The sequence below is a fragment of the Enterobacter sp. SST3 genome (assembly GCF_000286655.1).
In the GTDB taxonomy this organism is placed as follows: domain Bacteria; phylum Pseudomonadota; class Gammaproteobacteria; order Enterobacterales; family Enterobacteriaceae; genus Enterobacter; species Enterobacter roggenkampii.
Genome location: NZ_ALNS01000024.1, coordinates 33,811 through 60,516, shown reverse-complemented (window position 1 = coordinate 60,516; position 26,706 = coordinate 33,811). Strand labels below are relative to the sequence as shown.

Sequence of the window (26,706 nt, the reverse complement as noted above, 5' to 3'; positions counted from 1 at the left end):
GGGATTTTGTAGGCCCGGTAAGCGTAGCGCCACCGGGCTTAACAAACTGGATTAACGCTTCAGCGCATCGCTCAGTTCATCACGCATGTTGGCCAGCATGGCTTTAACAACGCGTGGGTTACCCGCAACGATGTTGCCGGTCGACATATAGTTATGGCCGCCGGTGAAGTCGCAAACAATGGCGCCTGCTTCACGCGCGATCAGCTCGCCCGCAGCAAAATCCCATGGCTTCAGTGAGAGTTCGAAGTAACCGTCAACGCGGCCGGTTGCCACGTAGGCCAGATCCAGCGCAGCAGAACCGGTGCGACGGAAGTCCGCGCATTCGGTGAACAGTTTGCCGAGGATATTCATATAGGTGGTCGCGTGCTGTTTCGCCTTGAACGGGAAACCGGTCGCCAGGATGGTGCCGTCCAGATCGCGTGCGTTGCTGCAGCGCAGACGGTAGCCGTTCAGCTGTGCGCCCTGACCGCGGGTCGCGGTGAACAGTTCGTTACGCATTGGATCGTACACAACGGCGACTTCAGTACGGCCTTTAATGCGTACGGCGATAGACACAGAGAAGTGTGGCAGGCGTTTGACGAAGTTGGTGGTGCCATCCAGTGGATCGATAACCCATTGAACATCCTGATCGGTACCTTCATGTTCACCGCTTTCTTCGGTGATGATGGTGTGCTGTGGGTAAGATTTGCGGATCGTTTCGATAATAATCGCTTCTGCGGCTTTATCGACGTTCGTCACGAAATCATTGCTGCCTTTCTGGCTGGTTTCTACGGAGTCTGGCGTTTCGTAGTGTTTGGCAATTACATTACCCGCCTTGCGCGCTGCGCGCACGGCGATGGTCAGCATCGGATGCATCGGTCTCTCTCACTGGATGTTAAAGAACAGGAAAATCGGCGCAGAGTATAGCAGCGGGATCGGATTATGTCTCCCGTTTATGATAATATGCCCGAATATTCTTCAGACACTGAATCCAGACATTAAAAATTATGCTGCAAAACATTCGAATCGTGCTGGTCGAAACATCGCACACCGGCAACATGGGCTCCGTTGCCCGCGCTATGAAAACCATGGGCTTAACGAACCTGTGGCTGGTTAACCCGCTGGTGAAGCCAGACTCGCAGGCCATCGCCCTGGCGGCCGGAGCCAGCGACGTGATCGGCAACGCCCAGATCGTCGATACCCTTGACGAAGCGCTGGCCGGCTGCAGCCTCGTTGTCGGTACCAGCGCGCGTTCGCGCACGCTGCCGTGGCCAATGCTCGATCCGCGTGAATGCGGCCTGAAAAGTGTCTCTGAGGCTGAACAAGCACCGGTTGCGCTGGTGTTCGGCCGCGAGCGCGTTGGCCTGACCAACGACGAGCTGCAGAAGTGTCATTATCACGTGGCGATTGCGGCAAACCCGGAGTACAGCTCACTGAACCTGGCGATGGCGGTGCAGGTTATCGCCTACGAAGTGCGTATGGCGTGGCTGGCAACGCAGGAAAAAGAGGTTGAGCCTAAAGAAGAGACGGCTTACCCGCTGGTGGACGACCTTGAACGTTTCTACGGTCACCTGGAGCAGACGCTGCTCTCGACCGGCTTTATCCGCGAAGGCCACCCGGGTCAGGTGATGAACAAGCTGCGCCGTCTGTTCACCCGCGCGCGTCCGGAAAGCCAGGAGCTGAACATCCTGCGCGGGATCCTGGCGTCGATTGAGCAGAAAAATAAAGAGTAGTGTCGTCTGTTCGCCGGGTGGCGCTTCGCTTACCCGGCCTACAAAACCGCAGGTCGGGTAAGCGAAGCGCCACCCGACAAAAAACGGCACAGAAGGTTAAATACCTGACTAAAACAGTCAAGTAAATAGTTGACCATTTTAGTCAGGAATGTCAGACTTGGCCCTGCTATGCAATACCCCATTTTACAATAAAAAACCCCGGGCAGGGGCGAGTTTGAGGTTAAGTAAGACATGAGACTGACATCTAAAGGGCGTTATGCCGTGACCGCGATGCTGGACGTTGCGCTCAACTCCGAAGCGGGCCCGGTTCCGTTAGCTGATATTTCTGAACGACAAGGGATCTCCCTCTCTTATCTGGAACAGCTGTTCTCCAGACTGCGTAAAAATGGACTGGTTTCCAGCGTTCGTGGCCCAGGCGGCGGTTATCTGCTGGGTAAAGACGCGGGCAGTATTGCAGTTGGCGAAGTGATCAGCGCCGTTGACGAATCCGTTGACGCGACCCGTTGCCAGGGTAAAGGCGGCTGCCAGGGCGGCGATAAATGCCTGACCCACGCGCTGTGGCGCGATCTGAGCGACCGTCTGACCGGCTTCCTGAACAACATCACCCTCGGTGAGCTGGTGAATAACCAGGAAGTTCTGGATGTTTCGGGCCGTCAGCACAGCCATGATTCCCAACGCAGCACCCGCGCGCAGGACGCTATCGACGTCAAATTACGCGCGTAATAAAACGATAAGTATTTCAGAATCAGGCCGGGGCGTAGACTCGCCCCGTGTACTCGGTCGTACATCCAGCCGGTTGCCTGATTCCTTGCATTGAAGCGATGTACGGAGTTTAAAGAGCAATGAAATTACCGATTTATCTCGATTACTCCGCAACCACGCCGGTGGACCCGCGTGTTGCCGAGAAAATGATGCAGTGTCTGACCCTGGACGGAAACTTTGGTAACCCAGCTTCCCGTTCACACCGTTTTGGCTGGCATGCTGAAGAGGCGGTTGATATCGCCCGTAATCAGATTGCTGACCTGGTGGGTGCCGACCCGCGTGAGATTGTTTTCACCTCCGGTGCGACCGAATCCGACAACCTGGCGATCAAAGGTGCAGCCAACTTTTATCAGAAAAAAGGCAAGCACATTATCACCAGCAAAACCGAACACAAAGCCGTGCTGGACACCTGCCGCCAGCTGGAGCGTGAAGGGTACGAAGTCACCTATCTGGCGCCACAGAGCAACGGCATTATCGATCTGAAAGAGCTCGAAGCGGCCATGCGTGATGACACCATTCTGGTCTCCATCATGCACGTCAACAACGAAATCGGCGTGGTACAAGACATCGCGACCATCGGCGAAATGTGCCGCGCGCGCGGTATCATCTACCACGTGGACGCGACCCAGAGCGTGGGCAAACTGCCTATCGACCTGAGCCAGCTGAAAGTTGACCTGATGTCCTTCTCCGGCCACAAAATCTATGGCCCGAAAGGCATCGGCGCGCTGTACGTTCGTCGTAAACCGCGTATCCGCATCGAAGCACAGATGCACGGCGGTGGTCACGAGCGCGGCATGCGTTCCGGTACGCTGCCTGTTCACCAGATCGTGGGCATGGGCGAAGCCTACCGCATTGCAAAAGAAGAGATGGAAACCGAGATGGCACGCCTGCGCACGCTGCGTAACCGTCTGTGGGACGGCGTGAAAGATATGGAAGAAGTGTATCTGAACGGCGATCTCGAGCAGGGCGCACCGAACATCCTCAACGTCAGCTTCAACTATGTTGAAGGCGAGTCGTTGATCATGGCGCTGAAAGACCTGGCGGTTTCTTCCGGTTCTGCCTGTACGTCTGCAAGCCTTGAGCCATCCTACGTGCTGCGCGCGCTGGGTATGACTGACGAGCTGGCACACAGCTCTATCCGTTTCTCTTTAGGTCGTTTCACTACCGAAGAAGAGATTGACTACACCATCAAGCTGGTTCGCAACTCCATTGGCCGTCTGCGCGACCTTTCTCCACTGTGGGAAATGTTCAAGCAGGGCGTGGATCTGAACAGCATTGAATGGTCACATCACTAATCGGTACATAAGGAGAATTCAATCATGGCATACAGCGAAAAAGTCATCGATCATTACGAAAACCCACGCAACGTTGGCTCTTTTGACAACAGCGACGAATCTGTTGGTAGCGGCATGGTCGGTGCGCCAGCGTGTGGCGACGTGATGAAGTTGCAGATTAAAGTCAACAATGAAGGTATCATTGAAGACGCGCGCTTCAAGACCTACGGCTGCGGTTCTGCTATCGCGTCCAGCTCCCTCGTCACCGAATGGGTGAAGGGCAAGTCTCTGGACGAAGCACAGGCAATCAAGAACACGGATATTGCTGAAGAACTCGAACTGCCACCGGTGAAAATTCACTGCTCAATTCTGGCAGAAGACGCGATCAAAGCCGCCATTGCGGATTACAAAAGCAAACGTGAAGCAAAATAATTGAGGTTTGAGTATGTCGATTACCCTTAGCGACAGCGCTGCCGCGCGAGTAAGCTCTTTTCTGGCGAACCGTGGTAAAGGCTTTGGCCTGCGACTGGGCGTACGTACCTCCGGCTGTTCTGGTATGGCTTACGTACTGGAGTTTGTTGACGAGCCGGCGTCTGATGACATCGTGTTTGAAGACAAGGGCGTGAAGGTGGTGGTCGATGGCAAAAGCCTGCAATTCCTCAACGGCACTCAGCTGGACTTCGTCAAAGAAGGCCTGAACGAAGGGTTCAAATTTACGAACCCGAACGTCAAAGACGAGTGTGGTTGCGGCGAAAGCTTCCACGTTTAACCGCGCGTCATCCGAAACCCCACCGTGGCGTTACCCGCTACGCGTGGGGTTTGTTCTAACAGGCTACCCCTGAGATTGTTATGGATTACTTCACTCTCTTCGGACTACCCGCTCAATACCCGATCGATCTCCAGGCGCTGACGATCCGTTTTCAGGATCTGCAGCGTCAGTACCATCCGGACAAATTCGCGAGCGGTACTCAGGCAGAGCAGCTGGCTGCGGTGTCGCAATCCGCGACCATCAACCAGGCCTGGCAGACGCTGCGCCATCCGCTGGCGCGCGCTGAGTATCTGCTCTCGCTCCACGGTTTCGATCTGGCGAGCGAACAGCACACCGTGCGCGACACGGCGTTTCTGATGGAGCAGCTGGAGCTGCGCGAAGAGCTGGATGAGATTGAACAGGCCAAAGACGAAGCGCGTCTGGAAAGCTTCATCACGCGCGTGAAGGGCATGTTCGATACCCGCCATCAGCAGATGGTGGAGCAACTGAACAACGAGACCTGGGACGTGGCGGCAGACACTGTGCGCAAACTCCGTTTTCTCGATAAACTGCGAAGCAGTGCTGAACAACTCGAAGAAAAGCTGCTCGATTTTTAATTTCGGAAGCAATTATGGCCTTATTACAAATTAGTGAGCCTGGCTTAAGTGCCGCACCGCACCAGCGTCGTCTGGCGGTGGGTATCGATCTGGGCACCACCAATTCCCTCGTGGCGACCGTGCGCAGCGGCCAGGCGGAAACGCTGGCTGACGAGCAGGGCCGCCATCTGCTGCCTTCCGTGGTCCACTACCAGCAGCAGGGTCACGCGGTCGGCTATGACGCCCGCGCTAACGCCGCGCGCGATCCGGCAAATACCATCAGCTCCGTCAAGCGCATGATGGGCCGCTCGCTGGCCGATATTCAGACCCGCTACCCGCATCTGCCGTATCAGCTGCAGGCCAGTGAAAACGGCCTGCCGATGATTGCGACCGCGGCCGGTCTGCTGAACCCGATTCGTGTTTCTGCTGACATCCTCAAAGCGCTGGCGGAGCGTGCTACGGCCACGCTCGGCGGCGATCTGGACGGCGTGGTGATCACCGTTCCTGCCTACTTTGATGATGCACAGCGTCAGGGCACCAAAGACGCCGCGCGTCTGGCGGGCCTGCACGTGCTGCGTCTGCTGAACGAACCGACGGCGGCGGCGATTGCCTACGGCCTCGATTCCGGTCAGGAAGGGGTGATCGCGGTTTACGATCTCGGCGGCGGGACATTTGATATCTCTATCCTGCGCCTGAGCCGCGGGGTATTTGAAGTGCTGGCGACCGGCGGGGATTCCGCGCTGGGCGGCGATGACTTCGACCATCTGCTGGCGGACTACATCCGCGAGCAGGCAGGCATCAGCGATCGCAGCGATGCGCGCGTACAGCGTGAACTGCTGGATGCGGCCATCGACGCCAAAATTGCCCTGAGCGATGCGCAGAGCGTCACCGTCAATGTTGCGGGCTGGCAGGGTGACATCACCCGCGACCAGTTTAACGATCTGATTGCCCCGCTGGTGAAACGCACCTTACTGGCCTGCCGTCGCGCATTGAAAGATGCCGGCGTTGAGGCCAACGAAGTGCTGGAAGTGGTCATGGTGGGCGGTTCGACCCGCGTGCCGCTGGTGCGCGAGCGCGTGGGCGAATTCTTTGGCCGCACGCCGCTGACCTCCATCGACCCGGACAAAGTGGTTGCCGTCGGCGCCGCGATCCAGGCCGATATTCTGGTTGGCAACAAGCCGGACAGTGAAATGCTGCTGCTGGACGTCATCCCGCTGTCGCTGGGCTTAGAAACCATGGGCGGCCTGGTGGAGAAAGTGATCCCGCGTAACACCACCATTCCGGTGGCGCGCGCGCAGGAGTTCACCACCTTTAAAGACGGCCAGACCGCGATGTCCATCCACGTGATGCAGGGCGAACGCGAGCTGGTGCAGGACTGCCGTTCTCTGGCGCGCTTTGCGCTGCGCGGAATCCCGGCGCTGCCTGCGGGCGGGGCGCATATTCGCGTCACCTTCCAGGTGGACGCCGACGGCCTGCTGAGCGTCACGGCGATGGAAAAATCGACCGGTGTCGAGTCGTCTATTCAGGTTAAGCCGTCCTACGGCCTGACCGATGGCGAAATCGCCTCCATGATTCAGGACTCAATGAGCTACGCCGAGCAGGATGTGAAGGCGCGTATGCTGGCTGAACAGAAAGTTGAAGCCGCACGCGTGCTGGAGAGCCTGAACGGCGCGCTCGCTGCCGACGCCGCGCTGTTAAGCGCCGCTGAGCGCCAGGTGATTGACGACGCTGCCGCGCGCTTAAGCGCCGTGGCCGAAGGCAATGACGCTGACGCAATAGAAGAAGCCATTAAAAACGTTGATAAACAAACCCAGGACTTTGCTGCTCGCCGCATGGACAAATCTGTCCGCGTCGCGCTGAAAGGCCAGTCCGTGGACGAGGTTTAATATGCCAAAGATTGTAATTTTGCCTCATGCGGACCTCTGTCCGGATGGCGCTGTTCTGGAAGCGAAGACCGGCGAAACCATTCTCGATGTAGCCCTGCGTGCAGGTATCGAAGTGGAACACGCCTGTGAAAAATCCTGTGCCTGCACCACCTGCCACTGCATCGTGCGTGAAGGTTTTGACTCTCTTGCCGAGAGCACCGAAGACGAAGACGACATGCTGGATAAAGCATGGGGTCTGGAGCCGGACAGCCGCTTAAGCTGCCAGGCTGCGGTGACCGATGAAGATCTGGTCGTGGAGTTCCCACGCTACACCATCAACCACGCACGCGAGCATTAATATGGGACTGAAGTGGACAGACAGCCGTGAAATCGGCGAAGCGCTCTACGACGCGAACCCGGATCTCGATCCGAAGACCGTACGATTCACCGATATGCATCAGTGGATCTGCGATTTAGAGGATTTCGACGACGATCCAAACGCATCCAATGAAAAAATTCTGGAGGCGATTCTGTTAGTCTGGTTAGATGAAGCAGAATAAATAACAAAACGGGCTGCCTTCAGGCGGCCCGTTTGCTAGTTGCTAATAAGGAAAAATAAAATGACCGAAGCGATGAAGATTACGCTCTCGAATCAGCCTGCCGACGCGCGCTGGGGCGAGAAAGCCACCTACAGCATTAATAACGACGGTATTACCCTGCACCTGACGGGCAATGATGATTTGGGCCTGATCCAGCGCGCCGCACGTAAAATTGACGGTCTGGGCATTAAGCATGTCTCGCTGGAAGGCGAAGGGTGGGATACCGACCGCAGCTGGGCGTTCTGGGCGGGCTATAAAGGGCCGAAAGGCACCCGCAAAATTGAGTGGGCGAACCTCGACGAAGTCGGTCAGAAAGAGCTGGAAAGCCGCCTGAAAATCATCGACTGGGTACGCGACACCATTAACGCTCCGGCGGAAGAATTAGGCCCTGAGCAGCTGGCGCAGCGCGCCGTTGACCTGCTGTGCGGCGTGGCGGGCGACAAGATGTCCTACCGCATCACCAAGGGAGAAGACCTGCGCGAGCAGAACTACATGGGTATCCACACCGTGGGGCGCGGCTCCGAGCGTCCACCGGTGCTGCTGGCGCTGGATTACAACCCAACCGGCGATAAAGAAGCGCCGGTCTTTGCCTGCCTGGTAGGTAAAGGCATCACCTTCGACACCGGCGGCTACAGCCTGAAGCAGAGCGCGTTCATGGACTCCATGAAGTCCGACATGGGCGGCGCGGCCACCATCACCGGCGCGCTGGCCTTTGCCATCACCCGCGGTCTGAAAAAGCGCGTGAAGCTGTACCTGTGCTGCGCGGACAACATGGTGAGCGGCAACGCCTTCAAGCTGGGCGACATCATTCGCTACCGTAACGGCAAAAACGTTGAGGTGATGAACACTGACGCCGAAGGTCGTCTGGTGCTGGCCGATGGCCTGATCGACGCCTCTGCCCAGAAGCCTGAGCTGATCATCGACATGGCGACTCTGACCGGTGCGGCGAAAACCGCGCTGGGTAACGACTACCACGCGCTGTTCAGCTTTGACGACAAGCTGGCCGCACGCCTGCTGGCGAGCGCCGCGGCGGAAAACGAACCGTTCTGGCGCCTGCCGCTGGCCGAGTTCCACCGTAGCCAGCTGCCGTCCAACTTTGCCGAGCTGAACAACACCGCCAGCGCGGCGTACCCGGCGGGGGCAAGCACCGCAGCAGGGTTCCTGTCTCACTTTGTTGAGAACTACCACGAGGGCTGGCTGCACATTGACTGCTCTGCAACCTACCGTAAAGCGGCGGTTGAGCAGTGGTCCGCGGGCGCGACCGGTCTGGGCGTGCGTACCGTGGCGAACCTGCTGACGGCTGAGTAATCTTTTTTGCCGGGTGGCGCTACGCTTACCCGGCCTACAAAACCCGTAGGCCCGTGCAAGCGTAGCGCCGCCGGGCAAGTGTGAAGTAGCCAAACTATGTCAGATACCAAAAACGAATTAGAAACCCTGCTGGAGCAGGCGGCGACCGAGCCCGCCCACCGTCCGGCCTTTTTCCGCACGCTGCTGGAATCCACCGTCTGGGTGCCGGGCACTGCGGCTGAAGGTGAACAGGTCGTAGAAGACAGCGCGCTGGATCTGCTGCACTGGGAGAAAGACGACGGCACGTCGGTGATCCCGTTCTTCACCTCGCTGGAAGCGCTGCAGAAAGCGGTAGAAGATGAACAGGCGTTCGTGGTGATGCCGGTGCGTACCCTGTTTGAAATGACGCTCGGCCAGACGCTGTTCCTGAACGCGAAGCTGCCGACCGGGAAAGAGTTTACGCCACGTGAAATCAGCCACCTGATTGGCGAAGAGGGCAACCCGCTCAGCACGCAGGAAGTGCTCGAAGGGGGCGAAACACTGCTGCTCTCTGAAGTGGCCGAGCCGCCCGCGCAGATGATTGATTCCCTGACGACGCTGTTCAAAACGCTCAAGCCCGTCAGGCGCGCGTTTCTCTGCTCCATTAAAGAGCGCGCGGACGAAAAGCCGGTGCTGTTGATCGGTATTGAAGCCGATGGCGATTTCGACGAGATCGTTCAGGCAGCGGGAAGCGTGGCGACCGACACGCTACCGGGCGATGAACCAATTGATATCTGCCAGGTGAAAAACGGTGAGAAGGGCATTAGCCACTTTATTACCGAGCACATTACGCCGTTCTATGAGCGTCGCTGGGGCGGCTTCCTGCGCGATCTCAAAACTAACCGCATCATCTGATGACAGCGGGGTGAATATCACCCCGTTGCTTCCAGCAGCAGTAAATCCATCAGCAGCACCAGATTCGACTCAAACGACGTCACCCCTGCGGCTTCGGCGGCAAAGTGCACCGCTTCGTCATAGAGCGCAAAGTGCACGTCGGCCATCTCCGCCAGCGTGTTGGCCGAGGCGCGGGTAAACGCGACGATCGTCATGCCGACGTTTTTGGCTATCCGCGCTTTATCCAGCACCTGCTCCGTTTCGCCACTGCGCGAGACGGCAATAAACACCTGATAGCGGGCGGCATTGCTGAGAAAAATGTTCCGGCTGTCGCCCGGTCCGGAGATAAACGCCGTTTTGCCCATTACCTGTAGCTTCTTGGTCAGGTACTCCGCAAACAGATAAGAAAACCCGGCCCCGTAGAGAAAGAAGCTCTCTTTCTGGCGCAGCAGGTCGGAAAACTGCTGGCGTTTGTCCTGGGTAACCCACTGAAAGGTGTGCTGATAGTTGGCGATAAACTGGTTAAACAACACCGGGAGTTCAGGGCGCGACTGCGCCTGAGCGGCAATATGCGGCGTGTCGGAGAGCAGCTGCTTGCAGTGCCAGATAAACTCGCTGAAGCCGCTGAACCCCAGCTTCTGGCACAGCCGCATGATGGTGGCGGTAGAAACGAATGTCGCCTTTGCCAGCTCGCGAACCGTGATGTTGCCCACCAGCAGCGGATGCTCCGTGAGGTGGGCGAGGACGCGATACTCCGCGCGGGTCAATGACGCCCCGCGCGTTAACAGCGTGGCCAGGCGGTTATCCATTATTTCGCGGGTTCAACCGGCAGGTCGTCACGCGCGCCCCATTCGCTCCAGGCGCCGTCGTAGAGCGTGACGTCGCTTACGCCGAGCGTGGCGAGCGCCAGAATGACCACGCAGGCCGTTACGCCGGAACCGCAGCTGGCGATAATCGGACGATGCAAATCCACGCCCTGACGTTCAAAAATGGCGCGCAGCTCGTCGGTGGTTTTCAGCTCGCCCTCAAACACCAGGTCGCCCCACGGCACGTTCAGCGCACCGGGAATATGTCCGCGCCTAAGTCCCGGACGCGGTTCATCCGCCTCGGCATTGAAGCGTGGCGCAGGGCGGGCATCAACGATTTGGGCCGTTTTTTCGTGGCTTACAACCAGCACGTCGGTCAGGCGTTTTACCACGTGGGCGTCAAAGGTCGCATCGAATTCGCCTTCCGGCAGCGTGACGTCACCCTGCTGAAGCGGCAGCTCGTCACGTTTCCAGCCCGCGAGGCCGCCCGCCAGAATCGAGACTTTTTCCACGCCGAAGTTTTTCAGCATCCACCACGCGCGCGGCGCGGAAAAGAGGTTACCTTCATCATAGACAACGAGGTGTTTGTCTTTGCTGACGCCCAGCTCGCGCATCGCCACGGAAAACGCTTCCGGGCGCGGCAGCATGTGCGGCAGGGGAGAGGTATGATCGGAGAGGGCTTCGATATCAAAAAATACCGCACCCGGCAGATGCCCGGCACGGTATTGACCGGGCACGTCACGATGCTCTTGTCCCGGAGGGGCCATACGCGCGTCGATAATCTGAACTTCCGGATCGTCGCCGTGCTCAATCAGCCAGTCGGCGGCGACAAAATATGAGGTGGACATGGGTTGCCTCCATTCTTTTCCGTAAAAAAGGATTGTCGGTGTTTTTTCTGACACCGACAAGCAAACCACGTTCAACTCGCGAGCAAGCCCCTATTTTTTCACCGGTTCGCCGTCCTGCCAGGCTTTTTGCAGCGCTGGCCAGTAGTCGCGGTTGGCTTCAATCATCTCATCCAGAATCGCTTTTGCATGTTCCATGGTCGGCACGGTGCGGTTCAGGGTAAATGCCTGCAACGCTTTTTCATAGCTGCCTTCGATAGTCGCCTCCACCAGCAGCTGTTCAGACGCGAGCTGCTGTTGCAAAAGGGTCTGATGGAACAGCGGCACCTGGCCGACGCGAATCGGTTCCGGGCCTTCGGCGGTGATATAAGCGGGAACTTCCACCACCGCATCGTACGGCAGGTTGGTAATCGCCCCGCGGTTTTCCACCATCACCAGATGGCGGCTTCGCAGGTTGAACGCCAGCGAACAGGCGACGTCAACGATAAATTCACCGTGGACGCCCACGTGGAAGGCATCCGGTAAAATTCCGGTGCGCTGATATTCTTCGGCGGCGGCGAACAGCTTTTTCTCGCGCCCGTTCATCACTTCGTTGGCGCGGGTATAGTCCGGGTTCTGATGCGCCACAATCTGGTTCGGCATCAGGTAATACTGCAGATACGGGTTCGGCAGATACTCGGGGAAGTTGTCCATGATCGGCTTGATATTGCGCCAGGTTTTCACCCACGACGGATCCGAGTGCTGCGGGTCGGTTTTAGCCGCATCTTCCGTCAGCAGGCCAAACTTCGCGATATGCTTACGCAGCGCCGGGAGCTTGTCTTCGCCGTCCACCAGCACGCGGGTAAACCAGCCGAAGTGGTTCAGGCCGAAGTAGTCCACTTCCAGTTTATGACGATCCACGCCCAGAATGGCGCCCATATTGCGCATCGCGGCAACCGGCATATCGCAGATGTTCAGCACCCTTGCGTTCGGGCGCAGGCGGCGCACGCCTTCCGCGACGATCGCCGCCGGGTTGGAGTAGTTCACGATCCAGGCTTTCTCATGCGCGTAGCGATCGACCAGATCGATAAGCTCCACCATCGGCAGGATCGTGCGCAGGCCGTAGGCCAGCCCGCCGGGGCCGCAGGTTTCCTGGCCCACCACGCCGTGACGCAGCGGGATCTTCTCATCCTGTTCACGCATTTTGTACTGGCCGACGCGCATCTGGGCGAAGACAAAATGCGCGCCGCTAAAGGCCACTTCCGGGTCGCTGGTGACGGTAAATGTGATGCGCTGACTGTGGTCGCGAATGACCTTCTCGACGACCGGCGCAATGGTGTTCTGGCGCGCCTCGTCGATATCGTACAGGCGAATTTCGGCCAGCGGGAAATCCTGCAGGCGCACCATCAGGCTTTTCACAATGCCCGGCGTGTAGGTGCTGCCGCCGCCGGCAATCGACAGAATGAATGGGGGTGTTAACATCTTTAGCTCCTTTCAGAGAAACGTCTCAACGGCTTCTCGCATTTTTTTGACATGCAGCCCGTAGACCACCTGAACGTTGTTACCTTGTTTGATAATCCCTTTCGCGCCAGTCGCCTTCAGGCGCGGCTCGTCGATGATGGCGACGTCCTTTACCGTGACGCGCAAGCGGGTGTAGCAGTTGTCCACCACTTCAATGTTTTCCCGACCGCCCAGCCCCACAACGATAGACTCGCCCAGACCGTCGTTATTGCCCTTCGCCTGGTACTCCTGCTTGCTGTAGAGGCGCGTCTCCTGGTCCTCATCTTCGCGGCCCGGCGTTTTCATGTTGAAGCGCAGGATCAGGAAGCGGAAAACCACAAAGTAGAGGGAGAACATGATCAGCCCGACCAGGATGTACATCGGCCAGTTGGACTTGGCCGTGCCGAGCGGCAGGTTGTAAAGGATGAAGTCGATAATCCCGTTGGCGCCGATGGCGTGAACGCCCAGCAGCGAGAACAGCATCATGCCGATGCCGGTCAGCACCGCATGCACCACGAACAGCAGCGGGGCGACAAACAGGAAGGAGAACTCAATAGGCTCGGTCACGCCGACCAGCAGCGAAGTCAGTGCCGCCGGGATCAGAATCGCTTTCGCCGCCGCTTTACGCTCTGGCCTGGCGGTCATATACATCGCCAGCGCCGCGGCAGGCAGGCCAAACATTTTGCTGATGCCGCGGGCGTCCCACACCACGGTGCTGCTGAGCTGCTTCACGTCCGGGCAGGCCATCTCGGCAAAGTAGATATTGCGCGCGCCCTGATAGGTTGCGCCGCATACCTCCTGCGTGCCGCCCAGCTCGGTATAGAGGAACGGCGTATAAACCAGATGGTGCAGGCCGGTGGGGACCAGAATGCGTTCCAGGAAACCGTAGATGGCCACGCCAAACGGCCCGGAGCCTTTGATGGCCAGCGCCAGGGCGCTAATGCCATGCTGGGCAAAGGGCCAAAGCTCACTCATCACCACGCCGAGCAGCATGGAGACGGGGAGCATGACGATGGCGACAAAACAGTGGCCGGAGTAAATCGCCATCGCGCCGTTAAACTGTACGCCGGAATATTTGTTGTACAGATAGCCGGAAAGCGCTCCGGTCAGTATCCCGGCAAAGACCCCCATCTCCAGCACCTGCACGCCCAGTACCATCGTCTGTCCGGCCGCTTTCATCTGCGCCGCTGGCGCCAGTGCGCCCTGCAGCTGCAGCGTGACGTTCATGGCGTTGATGAACACGACAAAGGTGACCAGGCCAATCAGCGCGGCATATCCTTTATCGCGCGTTGCCAGGCCAATCGGAATACCGACGGCAAACACCAGCGCCAGGTTAACCAGCACCGACACGGCAGATTTTGCGATCAACTGACCAAGATGCTGAATCAGCGGATGACCGAGAAACGGCAGGTACTCGGCGAGATTACCGTTACCCAGCACGTTACCAAAGGCGATAAACAGACCGACGATCGGTAAGATAAGCACCGGTCCGTACAATGATTTTCCGAAATTTTGTAGGGCGTTCACGGCTCGTTTCATGGCTTTCTCTCTTTTTGAACCGCGCACTCGGGGTGCGTCATGGTCATAAAACTAGCAGCCTTCAGGGACGCTTATCCAGCTATCCTCTTGTTTTAAAAACAAATGACGTGAAAGGTAACATGTGACGTTATGCGCTGTGATCGCGGTTCCATCACGGCGTAGCGGCGTGATGCCATTCTGCGAGGCGTTTTCCAGATTCTAAAATTGGACTTTTTGAATTAATGAAACTTGCGGATAATACTTATCCGGACGACGACCAACAGGCTCCATGGGCCAGGGACAAAGGATGAAACCGTTTCGCTTAGCCGCGCTCTCTCTTGCGCTGCTTACCACGTTTACGCTTGTCGGCTGTGATAACAGCGACGATAAACCTCAGGCTGCGGCTCCCGCGGCATCTACAGCAACCACACCAAAAGCGGCGGAAAAGCCAGACGCTGACAAGCTGGCAAAACTGGCGGCACAAAGTCAGGGCAAAGCGCTCACTCTGCTTGATGCTTCTGAAGTTCAGCTCGACGGTGCCGCCACGCTGGTGCTGACATTCTCGGTTCCGCTGAATCCCGAGCAGGATTTCGCGAAAACCGTGCATGTCGTGGACAAAAAAAGCGGCAAAGTTGACGGGGCGTGGGAACTTGCGCCTAACCTGAAAGAGCTTCGCCTGCGTCATCTGGAGCCCAACCGCAACCTGGTCGTCACCGTTGAACGGGGCCTGCAGGCGCTGAACAAGGCGACGTTCGGCATTGATTATGAAAAAGCCCTCACCACCCGGGAAGTCGAGCCTACCGTCGGGTTTGCCAGCCGCGGCTCGCTGCTGCCGGGCAAGGTGGTGGAAGGGTTGCCGGTGATGGCGCTCAACGTCAACAATGTTGACGTCAATTTCTACCGCGTGAAGCCGGAATCGCTGGCCTCTTTTGTCAGCCAGTGGGAATACCGCAACTCCCTCACCAACTGGGAGTCCGACAACCTGCTAAAGATGGCGGAGCTGGTTTACACCGGTCGCTTCGATCTTAATCCGGCGCGCAACACGCGCGAAAAATTGCTGTTGCCCCTGAAGGATATTAAACCGCTCCAGCAGTCTGGGGTTTACATCGCGGTCATGAACCAGGCCGGGCACTATAACTACAGCAACGCCGCAACGCTCTTTACCTTAAGCGATATTGGCCTGTCCGCTCACCGTTATCATAACCGCCTGGACATCTTCACCCAGAGTCTGGAGAACGGTGCGGCGCAGTCTGGCGTCGCCGTCACCCTGCTGAATGACAAAGGGCAGACCCTTGCCGAAGCGAAAAGCGACGGCGATGGCCACGCAAAGCTTGAGACCGACAAAGAGGCTGCCCTGATTCTGGCCAGTAAAGACGGCCAGACCACGCTGCTTGACCTCAAGCTGCCGGCCCTCGACCTGGCGGAGTTTGATATCGCCGGGAGTCCGGGCTACAGCAAGCAGTTCTTCATGTTTGGCCCACGCGATCTCTATCGCCCGGGTGAAACGGTGATCCTCAACGGCCTGCTGCGCGACAGTGACGGTAAGCCGCTTCCCGATCAGCCCGTGAAGCTTGACGTGCTGCGCCCTGACGGTCAGGTGGCTCGCTCGATCGTTGTTCAGCCTGAAAACGGTCTCTACCGATTCAACTACCCGCTGGACAGCGGGGCGCAGACCGGCATGTGGCATATTCGCGCCAACACGGGCGATAACCTGCAGCGCCTGTGGGACTTCCACGTCGAAGACTTCATGCCAGAGCGCATGGCGCTCAACCTGAGTGGACAAAAAACGCCGGTTTCACCGCAGGATAACGTCGACTTTAACGTGGTCGGCTATTACCTGTATGGCGCACCGGCCAACGGTAACTCTCTGCAGGGCCAGCTATTCCTGCGTCCGCTGCGTGACGCGGTTCCGGCACTGCCGGGCTACCAGTTTGGTGATATCGCCGAAGAGAACCTGAGCCGCAGCCTGGATGAAGTTCAGCTTACGCTGGACGAGCAGGGGCGTGGGCAGGTTTCTACCGAAAGCCAGTGGAAAGACGTGCACTCTCCGCTGCAGCTGATCCTGCAGGCCAGCCTGCTGGAGTCGGGCGGTCGTCCGGTGACGCGTCGTGCTGAGCAGTCCATCTGGCCGGTGGCTGAGCTGCCGGGTATTCGCCCTCAGTTCGCCAGTAAAGCCGTTTACGACTACCGCACCGATACGACCGTCAACCAGCCGATTGTTGATGAGAACGGCAACGCCAGTTTCGACATCGTGTATGCCGATGCCAGCGGAGCCAAAAAGGCCGTTTCCGGATTACAGGTACGACTGATTCGCGAGCGTCGTGACTACTTCTGGAACTGGTCTGAGAGCGAAGGCTGGCAGTCTCAGTTCGATCAGAAAGACCTGGTCGAAGGCGAGCAGGAGCTGACGCTTAAGGCCGATGAAACGGGTAAAGTTACCTTCCCGGTAGAGTGGGGCTCTTATCGTCTGGAGGTGAAAGCGCCTGATGATATGGTGAGCAGCGTGCGCTTCTGGGCAGGCTACAGCTGGCAGGATAACAGCGACGGCACCGGAGCCGCGCGCCCTGACCGCGTGACGCTGAAACTGGATAAGCCAGCCTATCAGCCGGGCGACACCATCCAACTGCACATCGCCGCGCCGGCCGCAGGCAAGGGCTATGCGATGATCGAATCCAGCGAAGGGCCGCTGTGGTGGAAAGAGATCGACGTACCGGCAAACGGACTGGATCTCGCCATCCCGGTCGACAAGGCCTGGAAGCGTCACGACCTCTACCTGAGTACGTTGGTGGTACGTCCGGGCGATAAATCCAAATCCGCCACGCCGAAACGCGCGGTAGGCCTGCTGCATCTGCCGATGGGCGACGAAAATCGCCGCCTGAATATTGCGCTCGATAACCCGCAGAAAATGCGTCCAAACCAGACGCTCTCGGTGAAGGTGAAAGCCAGCGTGAAAGAGGGGGCCGTGCCGCAGAAGGTGAACGTGCTGGTCTCGGCGGTGGACAGCGGCGTGCTGAACATTACCGATTACGTCACGCCGGATCCGTGGCAGGCTTTCTTTGGCCAGAAGCGTTACGGCGCGGATATCTACGATATATACGGCCAGGTCATTGAAGGGCAGGGCCGTCTGGCCGCGCTGCGCTTCGGTGGCGATGGGGATGAACTGAAGCGCGGCGGCAAACCGCCGGTGAACCACGTCACCATCATTGCCCAGCAGGCACAGCCGGTTACGCTGGATGCCAACGGGGAAGGCACGATTACGCTGCCGATTGGTGATTTCAACGGCGAACTGCGTCTGATGGCGCAGGCCTGGACAGAAGACGATTTCGGCAGCAGCGAAAGCAAGGTTGTGGTGGCCGCGCCGGTTATTACCGAGCTCAACACGCCGCGCTTCCTGGCAAGTGGAGACACCTCACGCCTGACGCTGGATCTCACCAACCTGACCGACCAGCCGCAAACGCTGAACGTTGCCCTGACCGCGACAGGCAAACTGTCGCTGGAAGGTGGACAGCCGCAGCCGGTGCAGCTGCCTCCGGGGGCGCGGACCACCCTGTTTATTCCGGTGCGTGCGCTGGAGGGGTATGGTGACGGAGAGGTAACAGCACAGGTTACCGGCCTGCAGCTTCCGGGCGAGACCTTTGCACCACAGCAGAAGAGCTGGAAAATCGGCGTGCGTCCGGCATTCCCGGCACAGACCGTGAATACCGGTGCCATGCTCAACCCTGGCGAATTCTGGACCGCACCGGCGCAGCACAGTAACGGTTTCTCTCCTGCCACCCTGCAGGGACAACTGCTGCTGAGCGGCAAACCACCGCTCAACCTTGCGCGCTATATTCGCGAACTGCAGGCCTATCCGTATGGCTGCCTGGAGCAGACCACCAGCGGCCTGTTCCCGTCGCTCTACACCAACGCGGCGCAGCTGACGGCGCTTGGCATTAAAGGTGATACGGACGATAAACGCCGTGCCGCCATTGATATCGGTATTTCCCGTCTGCTGCAGATGCAGCGTGAAGACGGCGGGTTCGCGCTGTGGGATAAAAACGGTCCGGAAGAGTACTGGCTGACGGCTTATGTGACCGACTTCCTGGTGCGGGCGGGCGAGCAGGGCTATAGCGTGCCTGCCGATGCGGTGAATAACGCCAATAGCCGGTTGCTGCGCTATCTGCAGGACCCGGGCATGATGTCCATCCGCTACAGCGACGATACTCAGGCCAGTAAATTTGCCGTTCAGGCCTATGCCGCGCTGGTGCTGGCTCGTCAGCAAAAAGCGCCGCTGGGCGCGCTGCGTGAAATCTGGGATCGTCACGCTCAGGCGGCGTCCGGCCTGCCGCTGATGCAGCTGGGCATGGCGCTCAGGCTGATGGGCGATGCCCCGCGCAGCCAGCAGGCGCTGGATCTGGCGCTCAAAACGCCGCGCAACGACAGCAAAACCTGGATGGCCGATTACGGCAGCCAGCTTCGCGATAACGCGCTGATGCTCTCCCTGCTGGAGGAGTACAAACTTCTGCCGGATGCGCAAAATACGCTGCTGAATGCTCTTTCTGAACAGGCCTTCAGCCAGCGCTGGTTGTCCACTCAGGAGAGCAACGCGCTGTTCCTGGCCGGACGTTCGCTGCAAACTCTGTCCGGCGCATGGCAGGCGAAAACCTCCCTGTCAGATTCCGCATCAGGTTGCGATAAAGCGCAGGTACAAAACGTGAGCGGCGACCAGCTTGGCGCGCTGCAGGTCACCAATACCGGAACGACACCGCTCTGGGTACGTTTGGACAGCACCGGCTATCCTGACTATGCTCCTCAGCCGAGCGCGAACGTGTTGCAGGTCGAACGTCATATCCTGGCAACCGACGGCAGTACGAAATCACTCTCTTCGCTGAAGAGCGGCGAGCTGGTGCTGGTGTGGCTGGAAGTTAAAGCCAGCCAGAACGTGCCGGACGCGCTGGTGGTAGATCTCCTGCCTGCGGGGCTGGAGCTGGAAAACCAGAACCTGGCAAGCAGCAGCGCCAGCCTGCAGGACAGCGGCAGTGAGGTGCAGAACCTGCTCAGCCAGATGCAGCAGGCGGACATTCAGCATATGGAATTCCGCGACGACCGCTTTGTGGCGGCCGTGCCGGTAAATGAAGGTCAGCCGGTCACGCTGGTTTATCTGGCGCGCGCCGTGACGCCGGGAACCTACCAGGTGCCGGTGCCGATGGTGGAGTCTATGTACGTTCCGCAGTGGCGGGCAACGGGTGCGGTCAGCGGCCCGCTGATTGTTGTTCCGTAATATGCGAATGGCACGTCTGACACGCTCCCGCTGGCTGTGGCTGGCGGGAGCGCTTCTCATTTTAGGGGGGCTGATTTTCGTCGCCGATCGCCTGTGGCCGTTGCCGCTGAAAGAGGTTAACCCTGCCCGGGTGGTGGTGGATGAGAAGGGCACGCCGCTCTGGCGTTTTGCCGATAGCGACGGGATCTGGCGCTATCCGGTGACGATCGAAGAGGTCTCTCCCCGTTATCTTGAGGCGCTGATCCAGTACGAAGATCGCTGGTTCTGGGATCACCCCGGCGTAAACCCGCTCTCTGTCCTGCGCGCCGCCTGGCAGGATCTCAGTTCCGGGAAAGTCATCTCTGGCGGAAGCACGCTCACCATGCAGGTCGCGCGACTGCTGGACCCGCATCCGCGCACCTTTGGCGGCAAAATTCGCCAGCTCTGGCGTGCCATGCAGCTGGAGTGGCATCTTTCCAAACGCGAAATCCTGACGCTCCATCTCAATCGCGCCCCTTTTGGCGGTACGCTGCAGGGCGTGGGAGCGGCAAGCTGGACATATCTGGGCAAGCCGCCGTCGCAGCTCAGCTATTCCGACGCGGCGCTGCTGGCGGTGCTGCCGCAGGCGCCGAGTCGATTACGCCCGGACCGCTGGCCTGAACGGGCCGAAGCGGCGCGCAATAAAGTGCTCGACCGCATGGCGACGCAGGGCGTCTGGTCCGCAAAGCAGGTCAAAGAGTCCCGTGAAGAATCAGTATGGCTGGCGCCCCGGCAGATGCCGCAGCTGGCGCCGCTCTTTGCTCGGATGATGCTCGGCAAAAGTCGCGACACGAAAATTGTCACCACGCTGGATGCCGGACTGCAGCGGCAGCTGGAAGAGCTGGCGATGAACTGGAAATCGCGTCTGCCGGCCCGCAGCTCGCTGGCGATGATCGTGGTCGATCATACCGATATGAAAGTGCGCGGTTGGGTTGGGTCGGTGGATATCAACGATGACACGCGTTTTAGCCATGTGGATATGGTCAATGCGATCCGATCGCCGGGATCGGTGTTAAAACCCTTTATCTACGGCATGGCGCTGGATGATGGCCTGATCCATCCCGCCTCGCTGCTTCAGGATGTGCCAAGAAAAACCGGTGATTATCGTCCCGGGAATTTTGACAGCGGGTTCCATGGACCGGTCAGCATGAGTGAAGCGCTGGTCCGCTCCCTCAACCTGCCGGCCGTTCAGGTGCTGGAAGCCTACGGACCAAAACGATTTGCCGGGATGCTGAGCAACGCAGGGTTGCCGCTGATCCTGCCTGCGGGGGCACAGCCGAATCTGTCTCTGATCCTCGGCGGGGCGGGCGCGCGGCTGGCAGATATCACTGCGGCCTATAGCGCCTTTGCCCGACACGGTAAGGCGGGAAGGCTGCGGTTACAGCCGGGCGATCCGCTGACTGAACGCCCGCTGTTATCGCCAGGCTCGGCGTGGATTATTCGCCGTATTCTTGCCAATGAAGCGCAGCCGCTGCCGGACAATGCGCTGCCACAGATTGCGCCGCTGGCGTGGAAAACCGGCACCAGCTACGGGTACCGTGATGCCTGGGCCATCGGTCTGAATGCCCGTTATGTGATAGGCATCTGGACCGGACGACCGGACGGCACGCCCGTGGCGGGACAGTTTGGGTTTGCCAGCGCGGTTCCGCTGTTAAACCAGGTCAATAATCTGCTTCAGTCACGTTCAACGGTAGACGAAGCCCGCCTGCCGCGCGATCCGCGTCCGGAGAGCGTCGGGCGGGGCGTGATCTGCTGGCCGGGCGGCCAGTCGCTACCGGAAGGCAGTGAAAACTGTCGACGTCGCCTGTCGACCTGGCTGCTGGAAGGGAGTGAGCCGCCCACGCTGCTTCTCCCTGAACAGGAGGGCATACGCGGCATTCGTTTCCCGGTCTGGCTGGATAAAACCGGCAAACGCGTGGCCGCAGATTGCCCGGATGCTACTGAAAAAGTCCTGGATGTCTGGCCGCTGCCGCTGGAGCCGTGGCTGCCCGCTGCGGAAAAAAGAGCGGCGCGTCTCCCGGCAGTATCAACAGTTTGCCCGCCTCTGGATAACAGCAATATCGCGCCGCTTATGCTGTCAGGGGTCAGAGAGGGAGCCGTCATCAAGCGTCTTCCGGGTGAGACAACTATAACGCTTTCTCTCTCAACCAGCGGTGGAGAAGGGCAGCGATGGTGGTTTTTAAATGGCGCGCCTTTAGAGGGGCATGAATATAAATATTCACTGAAATTATATTTGCCGGGTGAATATCAATTAATGGTAATGGATGAAACCGGCCAAATAGCGACGGTGAATTTCGAAATGGCTTATTAAAATAATCCAGAAGGGTTAGCTTGATAATTATCAATGTTCGGTTCTGCAAAAAAACGAGAATGCGTTTTTATTTGAAGGAACGAGCAATGAAAAAAAATAAGAAACTGAGAGAGAGTCTTAATCCCGCTCTCTCCCGGCGTCACTTTATTCAGGCCGGGTCCGCGCTTGCCGCTCTGCCGTTTGTGGTAAAAGGCGGAAAAGCGCAGGCGGCGACAATGCCTGCGGCAGTGAACGAACCCGAAGAAAAAGTCATTCAAACCTGCAGCACTTTTGACTGTGGCGGGAAATGCGATATTCGGGCGCACGTCAGCGACGGCGTGGTCACACGCATCTCTACGCGTCCGGATAATGAACTGGATCTTCAAATGCCGGTGATGCGCGCCTGCGTTCGCGGACGCGCGTATCGGAAATTTGTTTATCATCCCGATCGGCTTAAATATCCAATGAAACGCGTGGGTAAACGTGGCGAAGGAAAATTCGAACGTATTACCTGGGATGAAGCCACAACGCTTATTGCGAATCAATTAAAAACCATTACGCAAAAATACGGTGCTGCTTCGCGCTATGTGCATGTTGGCACCGCAGTTTCGGGAGGAACGTTCTCCGGCGATAAAATGGTTCGTCGTCTCCTCAACTTAACCGGCGGCTATCTCGAAAGCTATCACTCGGTCAGTATGGGCAACACCGCAGCGGCAACGCCCTATACCTACGGTACCGCCGCCAGCGGCAGCTCGCTGGACACGTTACTGGACACCAAGCTGGTCATCCTCTGGGGGCATAACCCGACGGAAACGATTTTTGGTCACAGCAACTACTTCTTCCAGAAGATGAAGCAAAACGGCACCCGCTTCATCGTTGTCGATCCGCGCTATTCAGATACGGTGTCCTCCCTTGCTGACCAGTGGGTCCCGCTGCTGCCAACAACCGATAACGCCCTGATGGACGCCATGATGTACGTGATCGTCACGGAGAACTTGCACGATCGCGACTTTATTCAGCGCTATACCCTGGGCTTTGATGAAGACGCTATGCCGGAAGGCGTTCCGGCCAATGAATCCCTGATTGCTTATCTGAGCGGCGCAAAAGATGGCGTGGCGAAAACGCCCGAGTGGGCAGAGAAAATCACCCACGTGCCTGAGCAGACCATTCGTCAGCTGGCGCGCGATTATGCCACGACGAAGCCCGCCGCGCTGATCCAGGGCTGGGGACCGCAGCGCCATAACTGCGGCGAGCGCACCGCGCGCGGCTCGACGATACTGGCCACGCTGACGGGTAACGTTGGGGTGAAAGGCGGCTGGGCGGCAGGCTACGGCGGCTGTGCTAACCGTAAATTTGCCGCAGGCCCGGAGATGCCGGGTAACCCGGTGAAAGCCAAAATATCGGTGATGAACTGGGTGCAGGCCGCCGACGATGCCTCTCAGGTCACTGCGGACGTCGGCCTGAAGGATGCCGAAAAGCTGGACAGCAATATCCGCATCCTCTTCTCGCTGGCGGGCAATTATCTGGCTAACCAGAACCCGGATCTTCATCAGGCAACCCGCGTGCTGGAAGACGAGTCGAAAATCCAGTTTATCGTCGCGAGCGATCTGTTTATGACGCCGAGCGCCCGATACGCCGATCTTCTCCTGCCGGAAACCAGCTTTATGGAACGCTGGAATATCGGCGAAACCTGGGGTACTGCAAGCTATCTGATCCTGTCCGAAAAGCTGATTGAGCCTGAATTTGAGCGCCGTTCAGACTACGACTGGCTGCGGGAGGTCGCTGCTAAGCTTGGTGTCGAACCGGCATTCAGCGAAGGGCGTGACGAAAAGGCGTGGATTGAGCACATCTGGGAGCAGACAAAGCTGTCGATGCCGGAGGAAAACCTGCCGGACTTCGCGACGCTGCAAAAGACGCGTCAGCATCTCTTCAAAAGCGCGCCGTTTGTCGCCTTTGAAGACAATATTCGCGACCCGCAAAATCATCCGTTCCCGACGCCGTCCGGGAAAATTGAGATCTTCTCGAAGCGTCTATACGACATGCAGCACCAGGAAATTCCGGCGCTGTCGCATTACGTGCCTGCCCACGAAGGGCCGGAAGACGAACTGGCAAAAACCTTCCCGCTGCAGCTGATCACCTGGAAAGGGAAAAACCGCGCTAACTCAACCCAGTACGCCAACCCGTGGCTGATTGAGGCGCAGCAGCAAAAGCTGTGGATTAACCCTCAGGACGCGCAGAAGCGCGGCATTGCGCAGGGAGATACCGTGCGTATCCATAACGCACGCGGCATTTGCGAGATCCCGGCGGAGGTTACGCCGCGCATCATTCCTGGGGTGGTAGCCATGCAGGCAGGTGCCTGGTGGCAGCCGGATGAGAAGGGCATTGATAAAGGCGGCTGCGCGAACGTGCTCAGTTCGGCTCGTATTACCGCGCTTGCGAAAGGTAATTCACATCAAACCATGCTGGTGGAGGTGGCAAAAGCATGAGTCAGTTTAAACACTACGCGCCGGTGAGCGACAAACAGCTGGGCTTTTATATCGACTCTTCACGCTGCTCAGGGTGTAAAGCCTGCCAGGTGGCATGCAAAGATAAAAACAACCTTGAGGTCGGACGTCGTTTCCGTCGCGTGTACGAAGTCAACGGCGGGAATTTCATCCCCACCGGGCAGGGCGGCGTCAGCAACAATGTGTTTGCCTACACGCTCTCTATTTCCTGTAACCACTGTACAGACCCCATCTGCACTAAAAACTGTCCGACCACGGCGATGCACAAGCGTCCGGGAGACGGCATTGTGCGCGTTGATACAGATAAGTGCGTCGGCTGCGGCTACTGTGCGTGGTCATGCCCTTACGGCGCGCCACAGCTCAACGAGCAGACCGGGCAAATGTCAAAATGCGATTTCTGCGTGGATCTCCAGGCGAAGGGGGAGCAGCCCGTCTGCGTGGCAACCTGTCCACTCGAAGCGATTAAATTCGGGCCGATTGATGAACTGCGGGCGAAGTATGGTGTGGTCAGTGACGTGAAAGGCTTGCCTGATTCTTCCATCACAAAACCGAATCTGGTGATCAAAGCGCATCAGGGTGCAGAGAAAGAGGGCAAACGCCATGCATGAGTTACCGCTGCTGATTTTTACACTGTTCCTGCAGGGCTCGGTAGGCGTGACGCTCTGGCTGGCGTTCGGGGGGGCGCATGCTTCGCAGCGTAGCGCGCTTCTGCCTGCTGCCGGGGCGTTTGTGCTCGCAAGCCTCGGATTGCTCGCCTCGGCGCTGCACATGGGCTATCCGCTCAATGCTCTCAACGCGCTGCGCCATGTCTCCAGCTCCTGGCTGAGCCGTGAGATTATCTTTGCCAGCCTTTACCTGGCGGCGCTGGGTCTCGCGACGCTGCTGATGTTCGCCAAAAAGCCAGGCTGGAAGCTGCTTCTGGCGGCGGCGGGCCTTGTCGGGCTGGTGGATGTGTTCTGCATGGCGCAGATCTACATGCATGCGTCCGTGGTGACGTGGCAGCATATCAACACGCTGGTGCTGTTTATCGGCTCGGTGGGCATTATTGGTTCAGCCTGCATGGCGGTTGGGATGCGTTCCCGGGCTACTCTGCGTGCGGCGGTGGTCATTATCACGCTGCTGGTGCTTGTGCGTCTGGTGATGCAGCCCGTCTGGCTGGCCGACATCTCGGCTATGGACAACACCGTGGTGACGTTCCCTCATGCGCCGTTACAGATGCTGCAACAACTGCGCACCGTGCATCTGCTGAGCTGGTGTGTGTCTGTCGTGGGTATGCTGTGCTTTGCTGCGGGCGGGTTAAAAGCGGCGCGAGGCACGATGCTGCTGGGCAGCGCCTTGCTGATTGCGGGTGAGCTGATGCTGCGCTTCGTTTTCTTCAGTATTGGCTGATGGGCAGATTAACGTTTGGCCCGGCGATGGACGTGACGCATGCGTGCGTCCGTCGCCGTTTTCGCCATGCTTCCTGTTGCGCCTGCGCTGACGTTTGTCCCGTGCAGGCTTTTTCTTTTACGGACGCAGATATCTCGGTTGATGAGAACCGCTGTATTGAATGCGGTGACTGCCTGTTTGTTTGCCCCACTGAGGCCATCACCGGCATCACGCCGCGAAAACGCTTTTTGTGTGGCGATACGCTTGTCGGGCCTTTTACTGAACGTGCGCCGGATGTGAATGAACTGCTGCTCTGGCATGCACAGCACCATGTTCGTTTTATCAGTATCGACGTGGAGCAGTATCCTGACTGGCTGCTGGCGATTGCCCGGCTTAATCTTGTGCTTCGTCGACGCGGTGAAGCGGCATGGGCGTTTAAACTTTTACCCGTCAACGAGGTTAATATCGCCCGCCGTGCGCTGATGCACGTTCCCCGTGAGGATGTCCGGACCTGTAGCGTCGTGCCCGGTCAGCGTGAACTGCGCAGAGCGTTTTCTGGGGTTAGTGAGGCAGAGATAGCTCTCGACGCCGGAACGTGCGTATTGTGCGGCGCGTGCTGGCGGAGTTGTACGGAAAACGCGATTCGGTTTGAGAACGCTGAACTGATCGTCGAAACCGGATATTGTACCGGTTGCGGCGGCTGCGAAGCGGTATGCCAGCATGCGGCGATAAAAGTGACGCGAACAGAAGGAACGGCGAAAAACGTGGCCATACTGGCATATGAAGCCGTTTGCCTGACGTGCCACCGTCATTTCTGGTCATTTACGCCTGATGAAAAGCAGTGTCCGCTCTGTTTTCACCATCAACACGATATGCGAAACCCGGACTGTTGCTAATCTTCG

General features: G+C 58.3%; 22 protein-coding genes. 17 read left to right on the top strand and 5 right to left on the bottom strand.

Annotation, left to right across the window (positions count from 1 at the left end; translation table 11 throughout):
• Positions 1-51: 51 nt before the first annotated feature.
• Complete coding sequence (gene suhB / locus B498_RS07090; protein WP_003860668.1) at positions 52-855, bottom strand: inositol-1-monophosphatase; 804 nt, start codon at positions 853-855, stop codon at positions 52-54.
• Between the two features lie 131 nt (positions 856-986).
• On the opposite strand from suhB, the gene trmJ reads away from it, so the two are divergent.
• From trmJ to sseB, 11 genes are all read left to right on the top strand, one after another.
• Positions 987-1,712: a tRNA (cytosine(32)/uridine(32)-2'-O)-methyltransferase TrmJ gene (gene trmJ / locus B498_RS07095; protein ID WP_008502159.1), complete on the top strand. Its 726-nt coding sequence runs from the start codon at positions 987-989 to the stop codon at positions 1,710-1,712.
• A 231-nt stretch (positions 1,713-1,943) separates the two neighbouring features.
• Positions 1,944-2,435: a Fe-S cluster assembly transcriptional regulator IscR gene (gene iscR / locus B498_RS07100; protein ID WP_008502158.1), complete on the top strand. Its 492-nt coding sequence runs from the start codon at positions 1,944-1,946 to the stop codon at positions 2,433-2,435.
• A 119-nt stretch (positions 2,436-2,554) separates the two neighbouring features.
• Positions 2,555-3,769 carry a cysteine desulfurase gene (gene iscS / locus B498_RS07105; protein WP_008502157.1) on the top strand — a complete coding sequence of 405 codons (1,215 nt, stop codon included), beginning with the start codon at positions 2,555-2,557 and terminating at the stop codon, positions 3,767-3,769.
• A gap of 24 nt (positions 3,770-3,793) precedes the next feature.
• Positions 3,794-4,180, top strand: coding sequence for a Fe-S cluster assembly scaffold IscU (gene iscU / locus B498_RS07110; RefSeq protein WP_003860661.1), 387 nt, complete (start codon positions 3,794-3,796; stop codon positions 4,178-4,180).
• Between the two features lie 13 nt (positions 4,181-4,193).
• A complete protein-coding gene (gene iscA, locus B498_RS07115; RefSeq protein WP_008502156.1) occupies positions 4,194-4,517 on the top strand; it encodes an iron-sulfur cluster assembly protein IscA in 324 nt (107 codons plus the stop codon).
• An 80-nt stretch (positions 4,518-4,597) separates the two neighbouring features.
• Positions 4,598-5,113, top strand: a complete 516-nt coding sequence (gene hscB, locus B498_RS07120; RefSeq protein ID WP_008502155.1) for a co-chaperone HscB — start codon at positions 4,598-4,600, stop codon at positions 5,111-5,113.
• A gap of 14 nt (positions 5,114-5,127) precedes the next feature.
• A complete protein-coding gene (hscA, locus tag B498_RS07125; RefSeq protein ID WP_008502154.1) occupies positions 5,128-6,978 on the top strand; it encodes a Fe-S protein assembly chaperone HscA in 1,851 nt (616 codons plus the stop codon).
• A 1-nt stretch (position 6,979) separates the two neighbouring features.
• Positions 6,980-7,315, top strand: coding sequence for an ISC system 2Fe-2S type ferredoxin (fdx, locus tag B498_RS07130; RefSeq protein ID WP_003860652.1), 336 nt, complete (start codon positions 6,980-6,982; stop codon positions 7,313-7,315).
• Between the two features lies 1 nt (position 7,316).
• Positions 7,317-7,517, top strand: coding sequence for a Fe-S cluster assembly protein IscX (gene iscX / locus B498_RS07135; protein WP_003860650.1), 201 nt, complete (start codon positions 7,317-7,319; stop codon positions 7,515-7,517).
• Between the two features lie 60 nt (positions 7,518-7,577).
• Positions 7,578-8,864, top strand: a complete 1,287-nt coding sequence (gene pepB / locus B498_RS07140) for an aminopeptidase PepB (RefSeq protein ID WP_008502152.1) — start codon at positions 7,578-7,580, stop codon at positions 8,862-8,864.
• 96 nt (positions 8,865-8,960) lie between these two features.
• Positions 8,961-9,737, top strand: a complete 777-nt coding sequence (gene sseB / locus B498_RS07145) for an enhanced serine sensitivity protein SseB (RefSeq protein ID WP_008502151.1) — start codon at positions 8,961-8,963, stop codon at positions 9,735-9,737.
• A gap of 17 nt (positions 9,738-9,754) precedes the next feature.
• On the opposite strand, the gene B498_RS07150 is transcribed toward sseB, so the two are convergent.
• From B498_RS07150 to B498_RS07165, 4 genes are all read right to left on the bottom strand, one after another.
• Complete coding sequence (locus tag B498_RS07150; RefSeq protein WP_008502150.1) at positions 9,755-10,525, bottom strand: MurR/RpiR family transcriptional regulator; 771 nt, start codon at positions 10,523-10,525, stop codon at positions 9,755-9,757.
• On the bottom strand, positions 10,525-11,370 hold the full coding sequence (gene sseA, locus B498_RS07155; RefSeq protein WP_008502149.1) for a 3-mercaptopyruvate sulfurtransferase: 846 nt from the start codon (positions 11,368-11,370) through the stop codon (positions 10,525-10,527). The genes B498_RS07150 and sseA overlap by 1 nt, the downstream gene beginning before the upstream one ends.
• A 90-nt stretch (positions 11,371-11,460) precedes the next feature.
• Positions 11,461-12,828 carry a 6-phospho-alpha-glucosidase gene (locus tag B498_RS07160; protein WP_008502148.1) on the bottom strand — a complete coding sequence of 456 codons (1,368 nt, stop codon included), beginning with the start codon at positions 12,826-12,828 and terminating at the stop codon, positions 11,461-11,463.
• Between the two features lie 12 nt (positions 12,829-12,840).
• A complete protein-coding gene (locus B498_RS07165) occupies positions 12,841-14,385 on the bottom strand; it encodes a PTS transporter subunit EIIC (RefSeq protein WP_008502147.1) in 1,545 nt (514 codons plus the stop codon).
• A gap of 286 nt (positions 14,386-14,671) precedes the next feature.
• Here B498_RS07165 and B498_RS07170 point away from each other — a divergent pair, with 286 nt between their 5' ends.
• The 6 genes from B498_RS07170 (at position 14,672) to B498_RS07195 (ending at position 26,700) form a co-directional block, all read left to right on the top strand.
• Positions 14,672-19,624 carry an alpha-2-macroglobulin family protein gene (locus tag B498_RS07170; protein ID WP_008502146.1) on the top strand — a complete coding sequence of 1,651 codons (4,953 nt, stop codon included), beginning with the start codon at positions 14,672-14,674 and terminating at the stop codon, positions 19,622-19,624.
• Between the two features lies 1 nt (position 19,625).
• Positions 19,626-21,953: a peptidoglycan glycosyltransferase PbpC gene (gene pbpC, locus B498_RS07175; protein ID WP_032622985.1), complete on the top strand. Its 2,328-nt coding sequence runs from the start codon at positions 19,626-19,628 to the stop codon at positions 21,951-21,953.
• Between the two features lie 86 nt (positions 21,954-22,039).
• Complete coding sequence (locus tag B498_RS07180; RefSeq protein ID WP_008502144.1) at positions 22,040-24,418, top strand: DMSO/selenate family reductase complex A subunit; 2,379 nt, start codon at positions 22,040-22,042, stop codon at positions 24,416-24,418.
• The gene (locus B498_RS07185) at positions 24,415-25,044 is read left to right on the top strand and encodes a DMSO/selenate family reductase complex B subunit (RefSeq protein ID WP_008502143.1); all 630 of its coding nucleotides are present in this window, start codon (positions 24,415-24,417) and stop codon (positions 25,042-25,044) included. Before B498_RS07180 ends, B498_RS07185 begins: the two co-directional genes overlap by 4 nt.
• Complete coding sequence (locus B498_RS07190; RefSeq protein WP_008502142.1) at positions 25,037-25,825, top strand: dimethyl sulfoxide reductase anchor subunit family protein; 789 nt, start codon at positions 25,037-25,039, stop codon at positions 25,823-25,825. Before B498_RS07185 ends, B498_RS07190 begins: the two co-directional genes overlap by 8 nt.
• Positions 25,825-26,700, top strand: a complete 876-nt coding sequence (locus tag B498_RS07195) for a 4Fe-4S binding protein (protein WP_008502141.1) — start codon at positions 25,825-25,827, stop codon at positions 26,698-26,700. Before B498_RS07190 ends, B498_RS07195 begins: the two co-directional genes overlap by 1 nt.
• Positions 26,701-26,706: the final 6 nt, after the last annotated feature.

Coding starts and splice junctions, on each gene's coding strand:
- suhB (WP_003860668.1), bottom strand. CDS start 855: ATGCATCCGATGCTGACCATCGCCGTGCGCGCAGCGCGCAAGGCGGGT.
- trmJ (WP_008502159.1), top strand. CDS start 987: ATGCTGCAAAACATTCGAATCGTGCTGGTCGAAACATCGCACACCGGC.
- iscR (WP_008502158.1), top strand. CDS start 1,944: ATGAGACTGACATCTAAAGGGCGTTATGCCGTGACCGCGATGCTGGAC.
- iscS (WP_008502157.1), top strand. CDS start 2,555: ATGAAATTACCGATTTATCTCGATTACTCCGCAACCACGCCGGTGGAC.
- iscU (WP_003860661.1), top strand. CDS start 3,794: ATGGCATACAGCGAAAAAGTCATCGATCATTACGAAAACCCACGCAAC.
- iscA (WP_008502156.1), top strand. CDS start 4,194: ATGTCGATTACCCTTAGCGACAGCGCTGCCGCGCGAGTAAGCTCTTTT.
- hscB (WP_008502155.1), top strand. CDS start 4,598: ATGGATTACTTCACTCTCTTCGGACTACCCGCTCAATACCCGATCGAT.
- hscA (WP_008502154.1), top strand. CDS start 5,128: ATGGCCTTATTACAAATTAGTGAGCCTGGCTTAAGTGCCGCACCGCAC.
- fdx (WP_003860652.1), top strand. CDS start 6,980: ATGCCAAAGATTGTAATTTTGCCTCATGCGGACCTCTGTCCGGATGGC.
- iscX (WP_003860650.1), top strand. CDS start 7,317: ATGGGACTGAAGTGGACAGACAGCCGTGAAATCGGCGAAGCGCTCTAC.
- pepB (WP_008502152.1), top strand. CDS start 7,578: ATGACCGAAGCGATGAAGATTACGCTCTCGAATCAGCCTGCCGACGCG.
- sseB (WP_008502151.1), top strand. CDS start 8,961: ATGTCAGATACCAAAAACGAATTAGAAACCCTGCTGGAGCAGGCGGCG.
- B498_RS07150 (WP_008502150.1), bottom strand. CDS start 10,525: ATGGATAACCGCCTGGCCACGCTGTTAACGCGCGGGGCGTCATTGACC.
- sseA (WP_008502149.1), bottom strand. CDS start 11,370: ATGTCCACCTCATATTTTGTCGCCGCCGACTGGCTGATTGAGCACGGC.
- B498_RS07160 (WP_008502148.1), bottom strand. CDS start 12,828: ATGTTAACACCCCCATTCATTCTGTCGATTGCCGGCGGCGGCAGCACC.
- B498_RS07165 (WP_008502147.1), bottom strand. CDS start 14,385: ATGAAACGAGCCGTGAACGCCCTACAAAATTTCGGAAAATCATTGTAC.
- B498_RS07170 (WP_008502146.1), top strand. CDS start 14,672: ATGAAACCGTTTCGCTTAGCCGCGCTCTCTCTTGCGCTGCTTACCACG.
- pbpC (WP_032622985.1), top strand. CDS start 19,626: ATGCGAATGGCACGTCTGACACGCTCCCGCTGGCTGTGGCTGGCGGGA.
- B498_RS07180 (WP_008502144.1), top strand. CDS start 22,040: ATGAAAAAAAATAAGAAACTGAGAGAGAGTCTTAATCCCGCTCTCTCC.
- B498_RS07185 (WP_008502143.1), top strand. CDS start 24,415: ATGAGTCAGTTTAAACACTACGCGCCGGTGAGCGACAAACAGCTGGGC.
- B498_RS07190 (WP_008502142.1), top strand. CDS start 25,037: ATGCATGAGTTACCGCTGCTGATTTTTACACTGTTCCTGCAGGGCTCG.
- B498_RS07195 (WP_008502141.1), top strand. CDS start 25,825: ATGGGCAGATTAACGTTTGGCCCGGCGATGGACGTGACGCATGCGTGC.